The sequence below is a fragment of the Polyangium spumosum genome (assembly GCF_009649845.1).
Lineage (GTDB): Bacteria > Myxococcota_A > Polyangia > Polyangiales > Polyangiaceae > Polyangium > Polyangium spumosum.
Map to the genome: position 1 here is coordinate 214,007 of NZ_WJIE01000004.1, position 16,415 is coordinate 230,421.

The following is a 16,415-nucleotide window of genomic DNA, read 5'->3' on the forward strand; positions in this document are numbered from 1 at the left end:
GCCCGCGTTCCGCATGGTGGAACGGCGCGCCTCGGACGTATACTGCGCGCCATCATGGCGGAAGGGACGCTGGCCCAGCCTGGCGACGTGATCGCCCGCAGATATCGGGTCGAATCCTGGCTCGGCCAGGGCAACATGGCCATCGTCTACCAGGCCAAGCACGTGAACACGGGCAAGGCGTGCGCGCTCAAGCTCGTGCACCCCCACCTCGTGCAGCGCAAGGAGTTCGTCGACCTCTTCGTCAAGGAGGCCCAGCTCGGCGCGCGCATCGGCGAAAACCCGCACATCGTCGACGTCTTCGACGCAGGCGTCGACGAGGCGCGCAAGGTCCCGTACCTCGCGATGGAGCTGCTCCAGGGCGACACGCTCGAGAGTTACCTCAAGAAACACGGCCGCCTGCCGCCGCGGCTCGCGCACACGATCTTCGAACACCTCGCCGACGCGCTCGATCAAGCGCACGGCGCAGGCGTCATCCACCGCGACCTCAAACCCGGCAACCTCTTCCTCGCCCGTGACAGGAAGGGTCAGATCCTGCTCAAGGTGATGGACTTCGGCATCGCGAAGGTGCTCGAGAGCCACGAGCAGCGCACCGCCACGCAGATCGGATCGCCCGCGTACGCCGCGCCCGAGCAGCTCGGCGCGACGCTCCGCAGCCTCGCCGCGACCCAGGGCATCTCGATCTCGCAGACCGTGCAGGCGTCGACCGACGTGTGGGCCCTCGGCCTCGTCGCGTACGAGGCGCTCACGGGTGTACAACCCGGCCAGTACTGGGGCGTCGACACGTACGCGGATCTCATGATCTGCATCGCGCTCGAGGATCACCCGGCCGCGTCGCATCGCGCGGGCGACTACGCGAAGTACCTGCCCTATGGCTTCGACAAGTGGTTCACGCGGTGCATCCAGCGCGACGCGACCGCGCGCTGGCAGTCGGCCGGAGAAGCGGTGCGCGAGCTGATGCGGCTGCTCGACGCGCACGCGTCGGATCCGATCACGGGTGAGCTGAAGCTCGCGGCGTTCGACGAGCCCGCGCCGTCGAAGGCGGCCAGGTCCGTGAAGCCTCTCCCGAAGCCCATGCCGAAGCCCGCCGCGGCAGGGCCGCTGCGCCCGTCGGTGACGGGGCTGCCGCTGAAGCTGCAAGCCGCGAAGGCGACGCCGAGCCCGGCCGCCGCCGCGCCCGCCGCCGCGCCGAGGCCCACGACGACGCCGACGCCGACGACCGCCGCGCCGAAGCCCACGACGACGCCGATCCCCGCGGCGAAACCCGCGACCACACCGGCGACCCCGCAGAAGCCCACGACGACGCCGACCCCGCCGCCCGCCGTCGCTGCTGCCACGCCCGCGCCCGCGCCCGCTGCCGCGCCCGCATCCCCCACGCTCCTCGACTCGCACCTCGTTTCGTTGATCGACTCGGCGCCGTCGCTGACGGACTCCGCGGCCGTGCTGACGGACTCCACGCCGTCGCTGACGGACTCCGCGCCCAAGTTGACGGACTCGGCGCCCGCGCAGAGCGACGCCATGAGCCAGCGGCCCACGCGGCCCATGCCTCCGCCGAAGCCCCAGGCGGCGCAGGCGGCGCCACCGCCGCTCCGCAAGGCCGCGCCGCCGCCCGTCCCCGTGCGTCGCGAGCCGCCGCCCAAGGCCGGCGCGCCGCCGATGCCCCCCAAGGAGCGCGCGCGCTTGCAGGAGCTCGCGATGCAGCTCGAGCTCGACAGCAAGTGGAGCGAGCTCTGCGACGTGCTGCGCAAGCTCGAGGCCGCCGAGCCCACGAGCGAGCGCAAAGCGCGTTACCTCTACCAGCTAGCGATCGTGCTCCTCGATCGCCTGGAGCAAACCGATCGCGCGCTCGAGCTGCTCGACGAGGCGCTCGACAAGAACCCGAGCCTCATCGAGGCCTTCGATCACATCGTCGCGATCCACGAGGGCCGCGCCGACTGGAAGAAGATCGAGCGCGCCTACCGCAAGATGCTCCACCGGCACGCGGGCACGGAGGACACGGCGCTCAAGCACCGGCTCTGGTTCAAGCTCGGCGAGATCTACCGCGACCTCTTCGAGAACGCCGGCGCCGCCGTCGAGGCTTTCCGCATGGCGCTGCGGAGCGCGTCGCGCGAGGAGCTCATCCCCGATCACCTCACGCTCGCCGATCTCTGCGCGAACATCGGGCAGCTCGACGACGCGCTCGCCTCGTACCAGGCGGTGGTGCGCGCCGATCCTCAGCACGTCGACGCCTACCGGGCGATCTACCGGCTCAGCGTGGATCGTGGCGCGTACGATCCGGCGTGGTGCGCGGCGGCGGCGCTCGCGTTCTTGCGCGAGGCGGACGAGGAGCAGGTCGGCTACTTCCAGGACTACCGCCCCGAGGGTCGCATCCAGGTGAAGAGCCGGTTCGACAACGAGCTCTGGGCGCGGCACGTCTTCCACGAGGATCAGAGCCTGCTCGTCGGCAAGGTCTTCGAGATGATGGCGCGCGCGGCGATGAAGGCGAAGGTCGAGGCGCTGCGGCAACGCAAGGAGCTGCTCGCGCTCGATCCCTTCCTGCGGCAGGACCCGACGACGTCGAGCGTGCCGTTCGTGCGCACGATGGGCTGGGCTTCGCGCGTCATCGGCGTCACGTGCCCCGCGCTCTTCGTGCGGAGCGACGTGCCGGGCGGCATCGTCGCGGTGCCGACGGAGCCGCCGGCGTCGGTCGTGGGGCAGAGCTTGCTCGGCGGTTTTTCGCAGGAGGAGCTCGCGTTCATCGCGGGCAAGCACCTCGCGATGTACCGGGGCGAGCACTACATCAAGCTGCTCTTCCCGAGCGCGGAGGAGCTGCGCGTCATCTTCCACGCGGCCGTGAAGATGGTGATGCCCGACGCGAACACGCCGCGCGACGTGGACAGCCGGGCGGAGACGACGGCGAAGGTCTTGCGCTCGTTCATGGGTCCGCGGGAGCAGGACGGCCTGCGCGCGGTGGTGCGGAAGTTCATCTCGGAGCGGGAAGAGGCCGACATCGGCCGGTACTTCCGCGCGGTCGAGTACACGGCGACGCGCGCGGGTTTCATCCTGTGCGGGGATCTCGGGGTGGCGAAGAAGATCATCGCCGCGGAGCCGACGCTCTCGGACGATCCGTTGCCTTCGGACAAGATGAAGGATCTGCTCGCGTATTCGGTGTCGGAGAGTTACCTCGTGGTGCGCGAGGCGCTGGGGATCGCGGTCGGGCAGGAGTGACGCGCGTGCGTCAGGGGGCCCGCCGCCCCGTCGCGCGGTTCCAGTAGAAGTAAAGCGCGGCGTCCGGGTGTTCGGCGAAGGCGTCGAGCTCTCGAACCGCGTCGCGCACCTCGTCGAGGTCGAAGTCATGTTTGCGGAGCAGGTCTTCGGCCGTCCGCAGGACGTCCGCGAACGCCATCACGTACGCCCGGAAGTTGTCGTGTCCGGCGTGGGCGAGCATCGGGGAGATGCTCAGTGAAATGTCGACGAAGCCTGCGCGTCGCGCCAGCCGGTAGAGGCGTTTGCCGATGACCGGATCTCCCCCGAGCGTCCGTTGCACGTCGAGGAAGCGGGTCCAGACGTTATCGAAGAGGGGGCACTCCGGGTCCAGGTCGATGGCGCGGGCGTTTGGCTCCTGCATGAAGAAGCGACCCCCGGGACGCAGGACCCGGTGCATCTCCTGGAGCACGCGCGCCGGGTCGGCGACGTGCTCGAGGACGAAGCGGCAATACACGACGTCGAACGAGCCGTCCTCGAAGGGCAGCGCATGCGCGTCGCCCTGGAGGAACGTGACGTTCGGCACCCAGTCCTCGGGGAGCTTGTCGAGCTCGCGCAAGGCATAGTCGATCTGAACCTCCGAGCGCTCGACGCCCCAGACCATCCCGAGCGGCACGCGCGCCGCGACCAGGCGCGTCAGGATCCCGAGCCCGCTGCCGACCTCGAGGACCTGCTCTTCGGGCTTCACGTCGAGGAAGCCGACGAACTCCGCGTTGACGATTCCGTTGAGCTCGGCGAGCCGGCGCTGCTCCTCCTCGCTGGTCCCGTGGATGTACGCAGCGCGCGGCTTCGTGTCGGGCGGCGGGGCCTCGTCCGTCATTTCCTGGCCGCCTCGGCGCTCGGCGACCCACCCGTCGTGAGGGATCGTTCGGGGATGCGGCGCATCGTGTGTCTCGCCACCCCAGTGTGCTCGATGGTCATTCTCGGGGGCAAGTTCATCATGAGGCCGCTCGCCCGGGGCGCACGGAAACGACGGGCCGGCGGTCGGGGTGAATCCACCTTTCGCCCCGCGGTCGCGTGTCCTTCCCCGACCCAAACCCTCGATCCGGGTCGCTCCTGAGCGCGCGCTCCCGGCCGAAACCCTCGATCCGGGCCGCCCCTGAGCGCGCGCTCCCGCCGGAAACCCTCGATCCGGGCCGCCCCTGAGCGCGCCCTCCCGTCGTCGACCCTGCCTCCGGCCTCCGGATGACCGTCGGATGTCAGCGCGCACCCTCGGACAGGGCTCGTTTTTGCGTTCGGCTCCCGTCTCTCACCCTGTCCCAGGGCTTCTCCTCGGCGCCTCCTCCCGGCCGTGAACCCTCCTATCGGCCTTCGCTCGACGGCGCGCTCTCGTGACGTAGCCACGAAGTGGCCACCTCCCAGGCGTCCGTCGCCGCGTTGAACCCTGCTCGTGGGTTCGGCGCGCAAGATTCCAACGTCGAGGGCCCTGCCCGAGGGCACCGCCCTCCGCTCGCCCATCTGGACGCCCCCCACGACGAGGACAATGGAACCGTCGTGGCCGGCCGCCCGAGGCCGGCGGGAGGGTAGCACCATGCGTTCTCTGTTTGCAGCGCTCACCGCGGGCTCCATTCTCGTCCTCTTCGCTTCCACCGCCTCCGCCGGCGGCGTGGAGAATCTCCCGTCCGTGTGCGAGAGCGGCATCGGCGCGACGGGCTTCCAGAATGGGACCCGTGCGCAATACCGCATCGTCATGCTGCTCTGGAGAAACGTGTACAGGGCCGATTATTTTCGCGCCAACCAGTTCATCGATAACGTGACCAGCACCGTGCTCGCGGCCCGGCCCACCATCACCCCGGACCAGAATGCCTTCGTCGGCTGTCGATTCATCGGCATGATCGACGGCGCGACCCGAGCCATCAGCGAGATCGCCGAGAATCAGCTCATCATGTGCACGAACGACGGCCTGAACATCGGTCATAATGCAGCGGCGCTCAACTGCGCGCTGATGCACACGATCCAGCAGATGGGCGTCGTGGCCGGCAAGAGCTACGTGGTGATGGACATCGAGTGCAGCGTCAACGTCAGCCTCGGCTGTCGGACGGGCTTCGATCGGTACTTGCGTGACAACGAGTTCGGCATCTGCGCCGAGCTCTCCAGCAGCCCCGACCTCGGCTACATCAAAAATGAAAGCTGCAGCATGCCGTGAGGAGGCCGCAGATGAAGTTCGCTCTCCCGCTGCTCTTGCTCTCGCTCGCTCTCGCTTCGCCCTCGTCGTCCTACGCGGCGCGCCCGGCCGCCTGCGCCAGCGGGTTGGGTCAAAGCGGGTACGATGCCGGGTACTCCGCACAGTCCAGGGTGCTCACCCAGCTCTGGAGCGACCACCACGAGTCCTGCGATGAGCTCAACGCATTCAAGAACAGCGTCGTCCTCGACCTCACCCGCGATTTGCCGGAGAACGTCTTCCTGCGGTGCAGGCGGGTGGGCATGATCCAGGCCTTCGAGGACGCGATTTCCCGGATCTCGGCCACGTGCACGTCGAACTGCTCGCTCGACCTCGACCCCTACGCGAAGATCTCGGCGCAGATCTTCTGCAAGGGCGCGGCGCCGGCCGCGTTCGCCGAGGAGCTGCGCAAGGAGGGCGTCCAGACGCCCATCTGCGGCAGCGAGGACTGGGTGGCGTGCAGGCAAAAGGTCATGAACGAAGCTCAGGCCGCATGTTCGGAGAGGGCAACGGTCCGCCGCGACGAGCTCGATCAACTGGCCGCCGTAGCCTGCCGAGCAGCCCAGTAATCGCGGGGGGGCGCCGTCCCCTCCGTCTCACCACCCCAATTTCGACACCGGCGGCGGGGGCGGCGTCGCGGACTTCGCCTCGTCCGGCAGGAGCTGCCGCAGGTGCCACGCTTGCATCGCCGAGCGCATCTCCGCCTCGCGCAGCGCGAGCTGCACGCGGCCCAGGATCAGGCTCGGCGCCACGATCAAAAACACGTTCCCGAGCGTCAGCGCCACCAGCGTCGGCACCTCGGGCAACGATACGCCTTGCGGCAGGACCACCATCGTCCCGTCCTGGAACGTGTACGAGCGCGCGATGAGCCCGAGCAGCTCGAGGCCGAGCGGGACGAGCAGGCCGATGCAGCCCGTCGCGATGATCGCCGCCCGGAATCGGCCCGAGTGTGTCATCGAGAACGAGAACGTGAAGATCGACACGAGCATCGGAACGAAAAAGAGCGGGCCAAACGCGCGGGACAAAAAGCCGAGCGCGAGGACGTTGAAGAGGTACGCCCCGTAGCTGAAGACGTAGAGCCGACGCACCTCTTCGGATTGCGCGGCGAGCAGCTTCAGCGCAGACGCGATCGCCGTCAAGCCCACCACGGCGAGCAGGTGCGCCATGCTGCGGATGCCCATCCACAAGGCCAGCGGGATCATCAGGATCACGCTCGCGACGTCGAATCGAACGCCGTCACGCAGCGCGAGGCGCAGCCGCCCGAAGCCACGCGCCCGGACCTCGTCCCGCGCCTCGGGCAGGATGTCGCTCGGCGGGGTCGTGATGATCCGGGCGAGGAGGCGAAGCGCCTCGCGGTTCGTCGGGTCGAGCGCGAGGGCGCGGCCGACCTCCTGCATCGCCTCGCGCCGCGCCTCGGCGGCCTCCGGGCCCGTCCCCTCGGCGCGGCGGGCGGCGACCTCGGCCGCGCGGGCGTGGCGGGTCGAGAGGTCGCGGCGCACCGAGACGTCCGTGTCGCCCGCGAGGAACCGCTCGATCACCTCGTGCAGCTCGCGGGCCGAGGCGTACCGCGCGTCCGGGTCGAGCGCGGTCGCCTTCACGCAGATGGCGTCGAGCTCCGGCGGCAGGTCGAGCGTGGGCGCGCGGCTCGAGGCGCGCGCGTCGGCGCCTTGCAGCGTCGCGAGCATCATCGCGTTCCACGTGTCTTTCGTGTGCAGAGGCTCGAGCGTCAGGATCTCGAAGAGGATCGCGCCGAGCGAGTAGACGTCGCTGCGCGCGTCGAGCGCGCTCACCTTGCCCATCGCCTGCTCGGGCGACATGTAGCCGAAGGTCCCGAGGATCTTGCCCGCGGCCGTCTTCAGGTCGTCCGAGGAGTCGTCGAGGGCGAGCGAGGCCTCGGGCGCGTCCTTGCGTAGCTTGGCGAGGCCCCAGTCGAGCACGTAGACCTCGCCGAAATCGCCGAGCATCACGTTCGAGGGCTTGAGGTCCCTGTGCAGGACGCCGCGGGAATGGGCGAAGTCGACGGCGAGGCAGGCCGCGGAGAAGGCGCGGAGCAGCTTCTGACGGCTGTAGGCCTCGACGACGGCCGGGTCTCTCCTGCGCAGGCCCTTCACGATCTGCGAGAGGGTCAGGCCCCGCAAGCATTTCATCGTGAAGTAAATCGAGCCGTCGATGTCCGTGCCGAGGTCGTAGACGGGGACGATCGAGGGGTGCTCGAGCTGCCCCTGCACCCGCGCCTCGCGGAGGAATCGCGCGCGGACCTGCGGATCGGCCTGGTAGATCGGCAGGATCACCTTGCGCGCCACGTCGCGGCCGATGCGCGTGTCTTTGCAGAGCGCGACCTCGCCCATCGCGCCGCGGCCGAGCCTTCGTTTCTCCACGTAACGATCGAGCGGCTCGACGCCGAACGCCTCGCCGTCGGCGGCAGGGTCGACGGGCGGGGGCACGGAGAAGATCCGCGCGGGCGGAGGCGCCGAGGTGCGCGCCTCCTCCTCCGGGGCCTTCGCCGGCTCCTCCACGGAGTCGTCGAAGAGATCGGGCTCGGAGGTCCCAGGGCGCTTCATGGATTCAAAGCAAGCCGAAACCGCATAAGGGGTCAAGCGCCGGGCGGCGCGCCGCTCGATTTCGTGACCTCGGGGCCGTCGTGAGGCGGCACGCGGGCGGGGGATACGGTCGCCGTCGGTGAAGTGCCGGAGGGATTTTCCGGATCCCCGGAGCGGTGCGCTGTGCGAGAGAGGCGAGCATGCAGCGCGTGATCGACGCATTCCGGGCGGGGCTCGACGGGTACGTGGCGGAGTCGTGCGAGCGCGTCATCGCCTCGGGGAACCCTTTTTACAGCCGGTTTCCGCGCGAGCTCCTGTTCGCCTCGGTGAAGCGCGTCTACGAGGCCATCCTCGAGGACCTCTCCACGGTCGACGGCAAGGCCGTCGTCACGTTGATGACCACGATCGGGTCGCAGCGCAGCGCGCAGGGCGCCAGGATCTCGCAGATCCTCCAGGGGATGGAGCACGGCTTCCAGGTCGTCACGGACCACTTCGCCGAGTCATTTCGTGACGATCCGGAGGCGCGCCTCCACTGGGAGGTGGCGCGGAGCCGGCTCGGTCATGCCGGCGCGGCGGCGCTCTCGGACGCCTTCCTCGCGGCGCGCGAGGACGCCATGCGGGCGCAGGCCGAGGAGATCTTCGAGCTCTCCGCGCGGGTCTTGCCGCTCGCGCGGGGGGTCTTGCTCATGCCGCTCGTGGGGCGGCTCGACGGGGCGCGCGCCGAGCTGGTCATGGAGATCCTGCTCGCGGCCGTGGGCGAGCACGCGGCGAAGGTGGTGCTGCTCGACGTGACGGGGTTGCCGGTCGTGGACGAGGTGGTCGCGCCGTACCTCGTGCGGACGGCGACGGCGGTGCGGCTGCTCGGGGCGACGCCGGCGCTCGTGGGGGTGCGGCCGAGCCTGGCGCGGACGATGGTGGCGGGCGGGGTCGATCTCGGGGGGCTCGTGACGCTCGCGCGGCTCGAAGATGGGTTAAGCTACGCGATGGGGCTGCTCGGGCGGCCCCAGGGGCGTTGACGGAGAGGGACACGGGCGGGAGGGCGGTGGTGCGCTGGGCGTGGGGGCGGGTTTTCCTCGTGGGTGCGTGGCTCGTCGGGGCCGCGGGGTGCGCGGGGCCCGAGCGGCCAGCGCGGGCGCCGGGGGTGACGGCGCCGGACCTCGTCCGCGAGGCGCGCGCGGCGGGGCTCTTCGCCGAGGATCCCCTGGCGATCGACGATACGATGAAGGCGGACGTCGAGCGGGTGGTGGGGCGCTTCGGCGCGCCGGAGGAGCGGCTGCGGCGGCTCTCGCGTTACCTCCGGGACGACCTCGCGTTCCGGTACGCGCGGAGCCTGTCGCTCACGGCGCGGGCGGGGTTCTCGACGCGGGCGGGGGATTGTGTCTCGTATACGCTGCTCTTCGTGGCGCTCGCGCGGCACCTCGACGTGCCGGTGTATTTCGTGTACGTGCGCAAGGTGGAGGGGCATTACGAGCAAAACGGCTCGTTTTTCCTCTCGTCACACGTCGCCGTCGGCCACGGCAGCGGGCCGATGGCGCTGGTGATGGATTTCGCCAGGGAGGCGCCGGACTGGACGCTCTCGCTCTACAACACCATCGACGACGGTACGGCGCTCGCGCTGTACGGGAACAACCTCGCGGTGGACGCGATGCAAGCGGGGCGGCTCGACGAGGCGGAGGTGTCGATGCGGTTCTGGCTCGCGCGCCGGCCGAATGTGGTGGAGCTCCACAACAACCTCGGCGTGCTGCTGAACCGCGCCGGGCGGCACGAGGAGGCGCTCGCCGTGCTCCGGCGCGGGATCGAGGTGTTTCCGCGGTACGAGCCGCTCTACACGAATGCGATCCGGGCGGCGCGGGCGGCGGGCAAGCACGCGGAGGCGCTCGCGCTCGTGGGCCGGGCGGAGGCGCTCGAGGAGGGGGATCCGCTGCTGCTGCTGGCGTCGGGGCTCTCGCTCTACCAGGCCGGCGATTATGGCGGCGCGGCCCAGCGGCTCGAGCGGGCGGGGCTCGTGCTGCCCGACAATGTGGTCATCGCGGCGTGGCTCGTGCGGGTCTACCTCGCGGCCGGGAGGCGCGAGGACGGCCAGGGGGCATTCGATCGGGTGAAGAAGCTCGCGCCTTCGGGGACGCTCGAGCGGGACCTCCGGCGCGAGTTTCCGGAGCTCGGAGCGTTGTGAGGGGCGCGCCGTTCGGATCTTGACGCGTTCGGGGTGCGGATGTCCAATCGGGCGATGCGCAAGGGGAAGCTGCGTCGGCCGGTGCTCGTGGCCCTGTCGATCTCGGTCGCGGGGGCGTTCGCGGGTTGCCTCGAGCCCACGCAGGTCACGATCGAGATCAAGACGGACGTGCCGTGCGGCATGATCTCGAGCACGGCGATCGCGGTCGCCAACGACTACCAGGCGCTCGAGGCGAACGCGCCGCCGGGCACCGAGGCGCTGACGTGTTTTCAGGGGCGCGTCGGCTCCCTCGTGCTCGTGCCGAAGGGCGCAAAGGACGAGCCGCTCGCGATCAAGGTCGCGACGGGCGTGGGGGTGAGCGGCATCGACTGCCTCGATCCGAATGCGACGCAGGCGACGAAGGACCGGTGCATCATCGCGCGGCGCAGGCTGCGGTTCATCCCGAGCACGCCGCTCGATCTGCCGATTTTCATGTGGAACGAGTGCATCGGCAAGCCGTGCGAGCCGGACTCGACCTGCGTCGCGAAGTTCGGCTGCGTCGACTCCGAGGTCACGGAGGCCGATTGCGCCAAGGACCCGAAGCAATGCGACGTGGGCCCGGAGCCCGGAGCCGGCGGGATGGGCGGGATGGGCGGGATGGGCGGCGCGGGCCCCGGGAGCGGGGGCATGGGCCCGGGGAGCGGAGGGAGCGGCGGCTCGGGCGGCAACGGTGGCGGTGGCGGTGTCGGCGGCTCCAGCAGCAGCAGCAGCAGCAGCAGCAGCAGCAGCGGCGGCGGCGGCAACGGTGGCGGTGGCGGCGGCTCCAGCAGCAGCAGCAGCAGCAGCGGCGGCGGCGGCGGCGGCAACGGTGGCGGTGGCGGCGGCTCCAGCAGCAGCAGCAGCAGCGGCGGCGGGGGCAACGGCGGCGGCGGGAGCAGCAGCAGTAGCAGCAGCAGCAGCAGCAGCGGCGGCGGCGGTGGCGGCGGCGGCGGCGGCGGGAGCAGCAGCAGCAGCAGCAGCAGCAGCGGCGGCGGCGGTGGCAACGGTGGCGGCGGCGGCGGGAGCAGCAGCAGCAGCAGCGGCGGCGGTGGCAACGGTGGCGGGGGCGGCTGGAGCGGCGGCAGCGGCGGAGACGGCGGCTGCGGCGGGGACGGCAGCGGCGGTGGCGGCGGCCCCACCCCGATCTGCATGGGCGAAGAACCGCCGTTCCCGGCCAAGCCGGCGCCGAACCCAGGGGTGCTGATCCTCCGACGTGGCATTCGCCTCTTCACGGAGGACGCGCTCAGGCGTATCGTACGCCCGTGACCGAGCCCGCTCCCCGGGATCCGGCCGCACCCGAGGGCGCGCCTGCGCCGGGAACGGTGCTCGCCGGCAAGTACGTCGTCGAGTCCGTCCTCGGTCAAGGCGGCATGGGGATCGTCCTGCAGGCGCGGCACCAGCGCACCGAGCAGGCCGTGGCCATCAAGCTCCTGCGCCCCGAGGCGCGTGTGCTCCCCGACGTGACGGCGCGGTTCGAACGCGAGGCGCGCGCGGCGTCCCGGATCCAGGGGCCCCACGTGGTGCGGGTCTACGACGTGGACAACCTGCCCGACGGCAGCCCCATGATGGTGATGGAGCTGCTCCAGGGCTGGGATCTCGGCCAGGAGCTCGCGATCCGCGGCCCGTTGCCGTACCCGGAGGCCGTGGGGCACGTGCTCTCGGCGTGCGAGGCGCTCGCGCAGGCGCACCGCATGGGCGTCGTGCACCGCGACATCAAGCCGGGCAATCTGTTTCTTTGCCAGGAGGGGCAGCGGCGCGTCGTCAAGGTGCTCGATTTCGGCATTTCGAAGGTCCTCGACAACCGCGACAATGCCGCGCACACGGCCACGACGGCCGCCTTCGGCACGCCGCAATACATGTCCCCGGAGCAGGTGCGCTCGGCGAAGAACGTCGACGGGCGGGCCGACGTCTGGTCGCTCGGGGTGGTGCTCTACGAGCTGCTCACGGGCCGCGGGCCCTTCGATCAGCCGAGCGCGACGGCGGTGCTCGCGGCGATCATCGCGGACGAGCCCACGCACCTGCGCGAGCTCCGGCCGGATCTGCCGCAGAAGCTCGCGGACGTGGTCATGAAATCGCTCGCCAAACGCGCGGACGAGCGGTGGCCCGACGTCGATACCTTCATGGCCGCGCTCGTGCCCTTCGGCCCGGCGGGCGCCGCGCCGCAGACGTTGCTCAACGCAAAGCCGAAGGTCGTCACGCCACGCGAGCCGATGTCGACCCGGCGATTGGTGTTTGTCTCGGCGGGTATCGCGGCCGTGCTGGTGGGCGGGCTCCTCGTGGTGCTGGCGTCGCAAACGAAGAAGCCGGCGGAGCCGATCGGGGAGACGGCGGCCACGACGGCGACGGCGCCTGTGATGGCAATGACGGCGCCTGCGACGGCTACTGCGCCTGCGCCTGCGCCTGCGCCTGCGACCGCTGCCGCGCCGGCCACGGCTGCCGCTGCCGCGACCGCGCCCGTCGCCGCGGGACCGGCTCCGAAAAAGGAGCCGGCGTCCGTCGCGCCGCCGGTCACCGCGACGGCGACCGCCGCCCCGCCGCCCAAGCCCAAGCCGCCCCCGACCCCGGTCGAGGATCCGACCCATCTCTAGGTGTGCGCCATGAGCCGAAATCGCCTCCGCGCTGGCCTCTCCCACGCCCTCCTCGTCGCGCTCTCGACGACGTTCACCTTCGTCGCCTCGGCCGACGCGCCGCCAAACCCGGCCGCGCAGGCGCCCACGACGACGCCCGATCCCGCGGTCGTGGCGCGCGCCAAGGAGCGCAAGGCCGAGGGCGACAAGGCGATGGACAGGCTCCGCCCCCTCGACGCGCTCGCGGCTTATTCCGAGGCGTACACGCTGAACCCGGAGCCGGCGCTGCTCTACAACATGGGCCGGGCCCTCGAGGCCCTCGACCGGTTGCCCGAGGCCATCGAAAAACTGACGGCGTTCCGCGCAGAGGCGCCCGCCGAGCTGCTCGCCCGGGTCCCGGGGCTGAATGATCGAATCACGAGCCTCGAGAAGCGTATCTCGCGGCTCACCGTGAAGGTGAACGTCGAGGGCGCGCGTATCCTCGTGCGCGACGCCGTCGCCGGAATGTCGCCTCTCGACAAACCACTCGCGCTCAAGGCCGGGCCGGCCGAGGTGGTCGTCGAGGCGGAGGGGTTTTTCCCGTATCGGACCCGCGTCGATCTGCCCGGCGGCGGCGCCTACGTGCTCGACGCCCAGCTCCAGAGCAAGGCCAAGGTCGGCAAGCTCATCGTGACCGCGCCGCATACGGGAGTAAAGGTCCTCGTCGACGGGACGAACGCGGGGCAGGCGCCGCTCGAGACGCTCGTCGCCGCGGGGACGCACAAGATCCAGGCGCGGCACCCGGAGTTCAAGCCGTACGAGACCAGCGTCATCGTGAACGCCGGCGGCGAACGTACGGTCGCGCTCGTCCTCGAGCGCCCGCCGCCCATTTACGCGCGGTGGTGGTTCTGGACGACGATCGGCGTGGTCGTCGCGGGCGGGGCGGCCGGAGGCGCCGCGTATGCCCTCACGACCGAGCGGGATCCGGACCGGGGGGACATCCAGCCAGGCCAGCTCTCGCCGGCCCACCTCGTGATGACGCCCCCGATCCCGTTCTGAATCAGGCCGCCTGCTCGAGCTTCCCTTCCGCGTCCTGGATCGCGTGATTCGCGACCCATTGCCGCACGTGCGCGAGGTGCTTCTCCTCGGCGCGCATGGCGTCGCGGAAATCGTCCGCCATCGCCTCGTGCCCCAGGTTCGTCGCGAGCTCGATCAGCATGTCCCAGCCCTCGCTGTCGGCGAGCTCCGCGACGAGGATCGCGTGGAGCGCTTGCGGCAGCGTCGTGCGGGGATCGTTCAGGACCTGCAGGAGGCCCGACGCCTCGACCGCGGCGATGTCCGCCGAGGGCGTGAGCGCCGTCGGGTCGGCGCCCATGCTCTCGAGCGCGCTGCGGAGCACGTGGAAATGCTTGAGCTCCTCGCCGTGGAACTCGAGCAGCGTATCGCGCGAGGGCCCGCCGTCGAAGCTGCCGAGCGCGTCGAACTTGGCGAGCACGCTCTCGTACATGCGCGTCCCCGTCCGCTCGAATTGCAGGCGCTCGGCGAGCTTGTCCAGGAAAACGGCCGGGTTCCTGGCGGTGATGCCCTCGAGCACCGATTTCACCGCGCCCTTCACGCTCGACGGCGGCGGCATCGTCCCCACGTTGCCCGACTCCGTGGTGTACGAGATCCGCAGGCTCGCGATCCCCGACGCGTCGCCCTCCGAGCTCGGCACCGAGGACGCGGCGCCGTCGATGAGCTCCTTCGAATCGAAGGGGCTCGTCCCGATCCCCGTCCGGTTCATCCCCATGTCGGTCGGCTCTTTCATGGTCTGCTCCTTCCCTTCAGGCCGCCTTTTTCACGAGCTCGCCGCCGGGGGTGTACACGTAGCCGGCCGCGACCGTTTGGCTGGGCGAACCATCGGCGTTGATCTGGCGGTTGTAGGCGATCGAGGGTGAATCCGGGGGCACCTGGTCCACCGGGACGAACCGGGTCCCCACGGTGCGCAGGTGGACCTCGTTCTTCAGGACCTGCCGCACGTAATCGCGGTGGCTCATGTACTTGATGCGCTCCGGCAGGCTCGTCGGGATGATCTCGAAGGGATCGCGGTTCTCGACGCGCCGGAAGAGGTCCATCACGTGGTGCAGGTGGCCGAGCTCGTAGGCGACCATGCGCTCCCAGATCGCCTTGATCCGGCTGTTCGACTCCTGCTCCATGCAGGCGAGGTAGTTCCAGACCTCGGTGCACTCGTGGATGAGCCATTTCTCCATCCACGTCTCGTTCGGGTCGATGATCGCCTCGTATTGCGTGACGTGTTGCTCCTCGATGTGACCGATCTCCGCGTAGAGCAGGCGCGCCGCCGGGTCGGAGAAGAGCGGCCCGATGTTCTGGTAGTAGTTCTGCGTCTGCTGCTCGCCCGACATGATCGTCAGCGAGACGAGCTTCGTGAGCGGGTCGGCAGTGTTCCGGTCGTAATGCTCGCGCAGGTCGTCGAGAGGGTGCCGGTGCTCCACGACCGTGGGCCTGCCGGGCATCACGTCTGTGTACGATTGCAGGATGGCGTTCGCGTCCTTGCCCTCGAGGCGGTCCATGAGCGCCGAATATCGATAGAGGTGGTCGAAATCCTCGAGCAGCCCGAAACGAAGGACCTGCGCGATGTACGGGTCGGGCTCGAGCAGCGCGAGGCTCGCGGTCACCTCGATGGCGACCTGCTCGTAGGCGATCGTGGTCTCGAGCGGCGATTGATCCGCCGGCAGGAGCCAGTTGACGAGCACCTGCTGGTGCGCCTCGATGCGCCGCACCTTCGCGAGGTCGGCGCGTACCGGATCGTTCATGCGGGCGAACGCGTGCTGGAAGCGGATCGCCTCCATCTCGATGCCGTTCATGAGGATGATGCGCAGGCGCGTGAAAGCGTCGTCGTTCAGCTTGCTGATCGGCTCGCGCACCATGTCGCGCCAGGTGAAGTCTTCCTGGGCGTCGAGAGCCACGCCCTTTTCCTTCGTCAGGTCGAGTGCCACGATAATCCTCCCCGTTCGGTTCCTCCGCGATCGCTTGCGGATCGGTCGCCGCAGGGTCGCCGTCCGACCCAGGGCGCTTGCAAGAAGCGTGGCGATGTTTCGTCCCGGACTGACCGCCATTTCGAGCGAGCAGCCTGTTCACGTCGCGGGCGAATCGTTCCCGCTGCGGGGCTCGACGCCGCGCATTCGTCCCCCATGGATAGGCCGAGCCTGGAAGGGCCCCGAGGAAACGAGAGGACCACCATGGATAACCGCGAAGTGTGCGACAAGCTGAACAAACTCATCAAGCTCGACGTGGACGCGGTGAATGCTTACAAGCAGGCGATCGACGCCTGCACGATGGAAGAGATCCGGAGCACGCTGGTCCAGTTCCAGGACGATCATCAGCGGCACATCCGGGATCTCTCGCAGCAGGTGCGGCTCTTCGGCGGCGAGCCGGAGGTGGAGACGTCCTGGGCCGGGTTCCTGATCGAGGGCTTCACGGCCATCACGTCGCAGGGCGACCACAGCGCGCTCGTCGCGATGCGGGGTAACGAGGAGCTGACGAACCGCACGTACGAGGCGGCGCTGAACACCCAGGAGCTGCCGGTGGACGTGCGCTCGCTCCTCGAGAGGAACTTCTCCGACGAGCAACGCCACCTGTCGTGGATCAAGGATCAGCTCGACGCGCGCGTCTGGGAGAGGAAGGCGGCTTAGCGCGCCGCTCCCCGGACGACGACATGGCCCCGCCCGCACGTCCCG

Annotated in this window: 13 protein-coding genes; 9 read left to right on the forward strand and 4 right to left on the reverse strand. The window is 69.9% G+C overall.

All coding sequences use genetic code 11. The features are described from left to right. The first annotated feature begins 54 nt into the window (after nt 1–54). Nucleotides 55–3,204: a protein kinase domain-containing protein gene (locus GF068_RS14825; protein ID WP_153820054.1), complete on the forward strand. Its 3,150-nt coding sequence runs from the start codon at nt 55–57 to the stop codon at nt 3,202–3,204. A 10-nt stretch (nt 3,205–3,214) separates the two neighbouring features. Here GF068_RS14825 and GF068_RS14830 read toward each other — a convergent pair whose 3' ends face one another. Next, nucleotides 3,215–4,060, reverse strand: coding sequence for a methyltransferase domain-containing protein (locus tag GF068_RS14830; RefSeq protein ID WP_153820055.1), 846 nt, complete (start codon nt 4,058–4,060; stop codon nt 3,215–3,217). Between the two features lie 711 nt (nt 4,061–4,771). Between GF068_RS14830 and GF068_RS14835 the strand changes: the two genes are divergently transcribed. Next, nucleotides 4,772–5,386 (forward strand): hypothetical protein, encoded by a 615-nt coding sequence (locus GF068_RS14835; RefSeq protein ID WP_153820056.1) that lies wholly within the window; start codon nt 4,772–4,774, stop codon nt 5,384–5,386. 11 nt (nt 5,387–5,397) lie between these two features. After that, nucleotides 5,398–5,970: a hypothetical protein gene (locus GF068_RS14840; RefSeq protein ID WP_153820057.1), complete on the forward strand. Its 573-nt coding sequence runs from the start codon at nt 5,398–5,400 to the stop codon at nt 5,968–5,970. Nucleotides 5,971–5,997: 27 nt separating this feature from the next. On the opposite strand, the gene GF068_RS14845 is transcribed toward GF068_RS14840, so the two are convergent. Further along, entirely contained in the window at nt 5,998–7,962 is a 1,965-nt protein-coding gene (locus tag GF068_RS14845) for a serine/threonine-protein kinase (protein WP_170319493.1), read from the reverse strand. A 179-nt stretch (nt 7,963–8,141) separates the two neighbouring features. Here GF068_RS14845 and GF068_RS14850 point away from each other — a divergent pair, with 179 nt between their 5' ends. Genes GF068_RS14850 through GF068_RS14870 form a run of 5 tightly spaced genes read left to right on the forward strand, consistent with a single transcriptional unit; the run spans nt 8,142 to nt 13,737 of the window. Next, nucleotides 8,142–8,957, forward strand: a complete 816-nt coding sequence (locus GF068_RS14850) for an STAS domain-containing protein (RefSeq protein WP_153820059.1) — start codon at nt 8,142–8,144, stop codon at nt 8,955–8,957. Between the two features lie 59 nt (nt 8,958–9,016). Next, nucleotides 9,017–10,114 carry a tetratricopeptide repeat protein gene (locus GF068_RS14855; protein ID WP_153820060.1) on the forward strand — a complete coding sequence of 366 codons (1,098 nt, stop codon included), beginning with the start codon at nt 9,017–9,019 and terminating at the stop codon, nt 10,112–10,114. Between the two features lie 54 nt (nt 10,115–10,168). Next, nucleotides 10,169–11,398: a hypothetical protein gene (locus tag GF068_RS44255; protein ID WP_153820061.1), complete on the forward strand. Its 1,230-nt coding sequence runs from the start codon at nt 10,169–10,171 to the stop codon at nt 11,396–11,398. Next, nucleotides 11,395–12,720, forward strand: coding sequence for a protein kinase domain-containing protein (locus GF068_RS14865; RefSeq protein WP_153820062.1), 1,326 nt, complete (start codon nt 11,395–11,397; stop codon nt 12,718–12,720). Before GF068_RS44255 ends, GF068_RS14865 begins: the two co-directional genes overlap by 4 nt. A 9-nt stretch (nt 12,721–12,729) precedes the next feature. Continuing rightward, nucleotides 12,730–13,737, forward strand: coding sequence for a PEGA domain-containing protein (locus GF068_RS14870; RefSeq protein WP_153820063.1), 1,008 nt, complete (start codon nt 12,730–12,732; stop codon nt 13,735–13,737). A 1-nt stretch (nt 13,738) separates the two neighbouring features. Here GF068_RS14870 and GF068_RS14875 read toward each other — a convergent pair whose 3' ends face one another. Both GF068_RS14875 and GF068_RS14880 read right to left on the reverse strand, forming a co-directional pair. Continuing rightward, the gene (locus GF068_RS14875; protein WP_153820064.1) at nt 13,739–14,485 is read right to left on the reverse strand and encodes a ferritin-like domain-containing protein; all 747 of its coding nucleotides are present in this window, start codon (nt 14,483–14,485) and stop codon (nt 13,739–13,741) included. A 16-nt stretch (nt 14,486–14,501) separates the two neighbouring features. Beyond that, nucleotides 14,502–15,674: a hypothetical protein gene (locus tag GF068_RS14880; RefSeq protein ID WP_338046390.1), complete on the reverse strand. Its 1,173-nt coding sequence runs from the start codon at nt 15,672–15,674 to the stop codon at nt 14,502–14,504. A gap of 243 nt (nt 15,675–15,917) precedes the next feature. Here GF068_RS14880 and GF068_RS14885 point away from each other — a divergent pair, with 243 nt between their 5' ends. Continuing rightward, a complete protein-coding gene (locus tag GF068_RS14885; RefSeq protein WP_153820065.1) occupies nt 15,918–16,370 on the forward strand; it encodes a PA2169 family four-helix-bundle protein in 453 nt (150 codons plus the stop codon). Nucleotides 16,371–16,415: the final 45 nt, after the last annotated feature.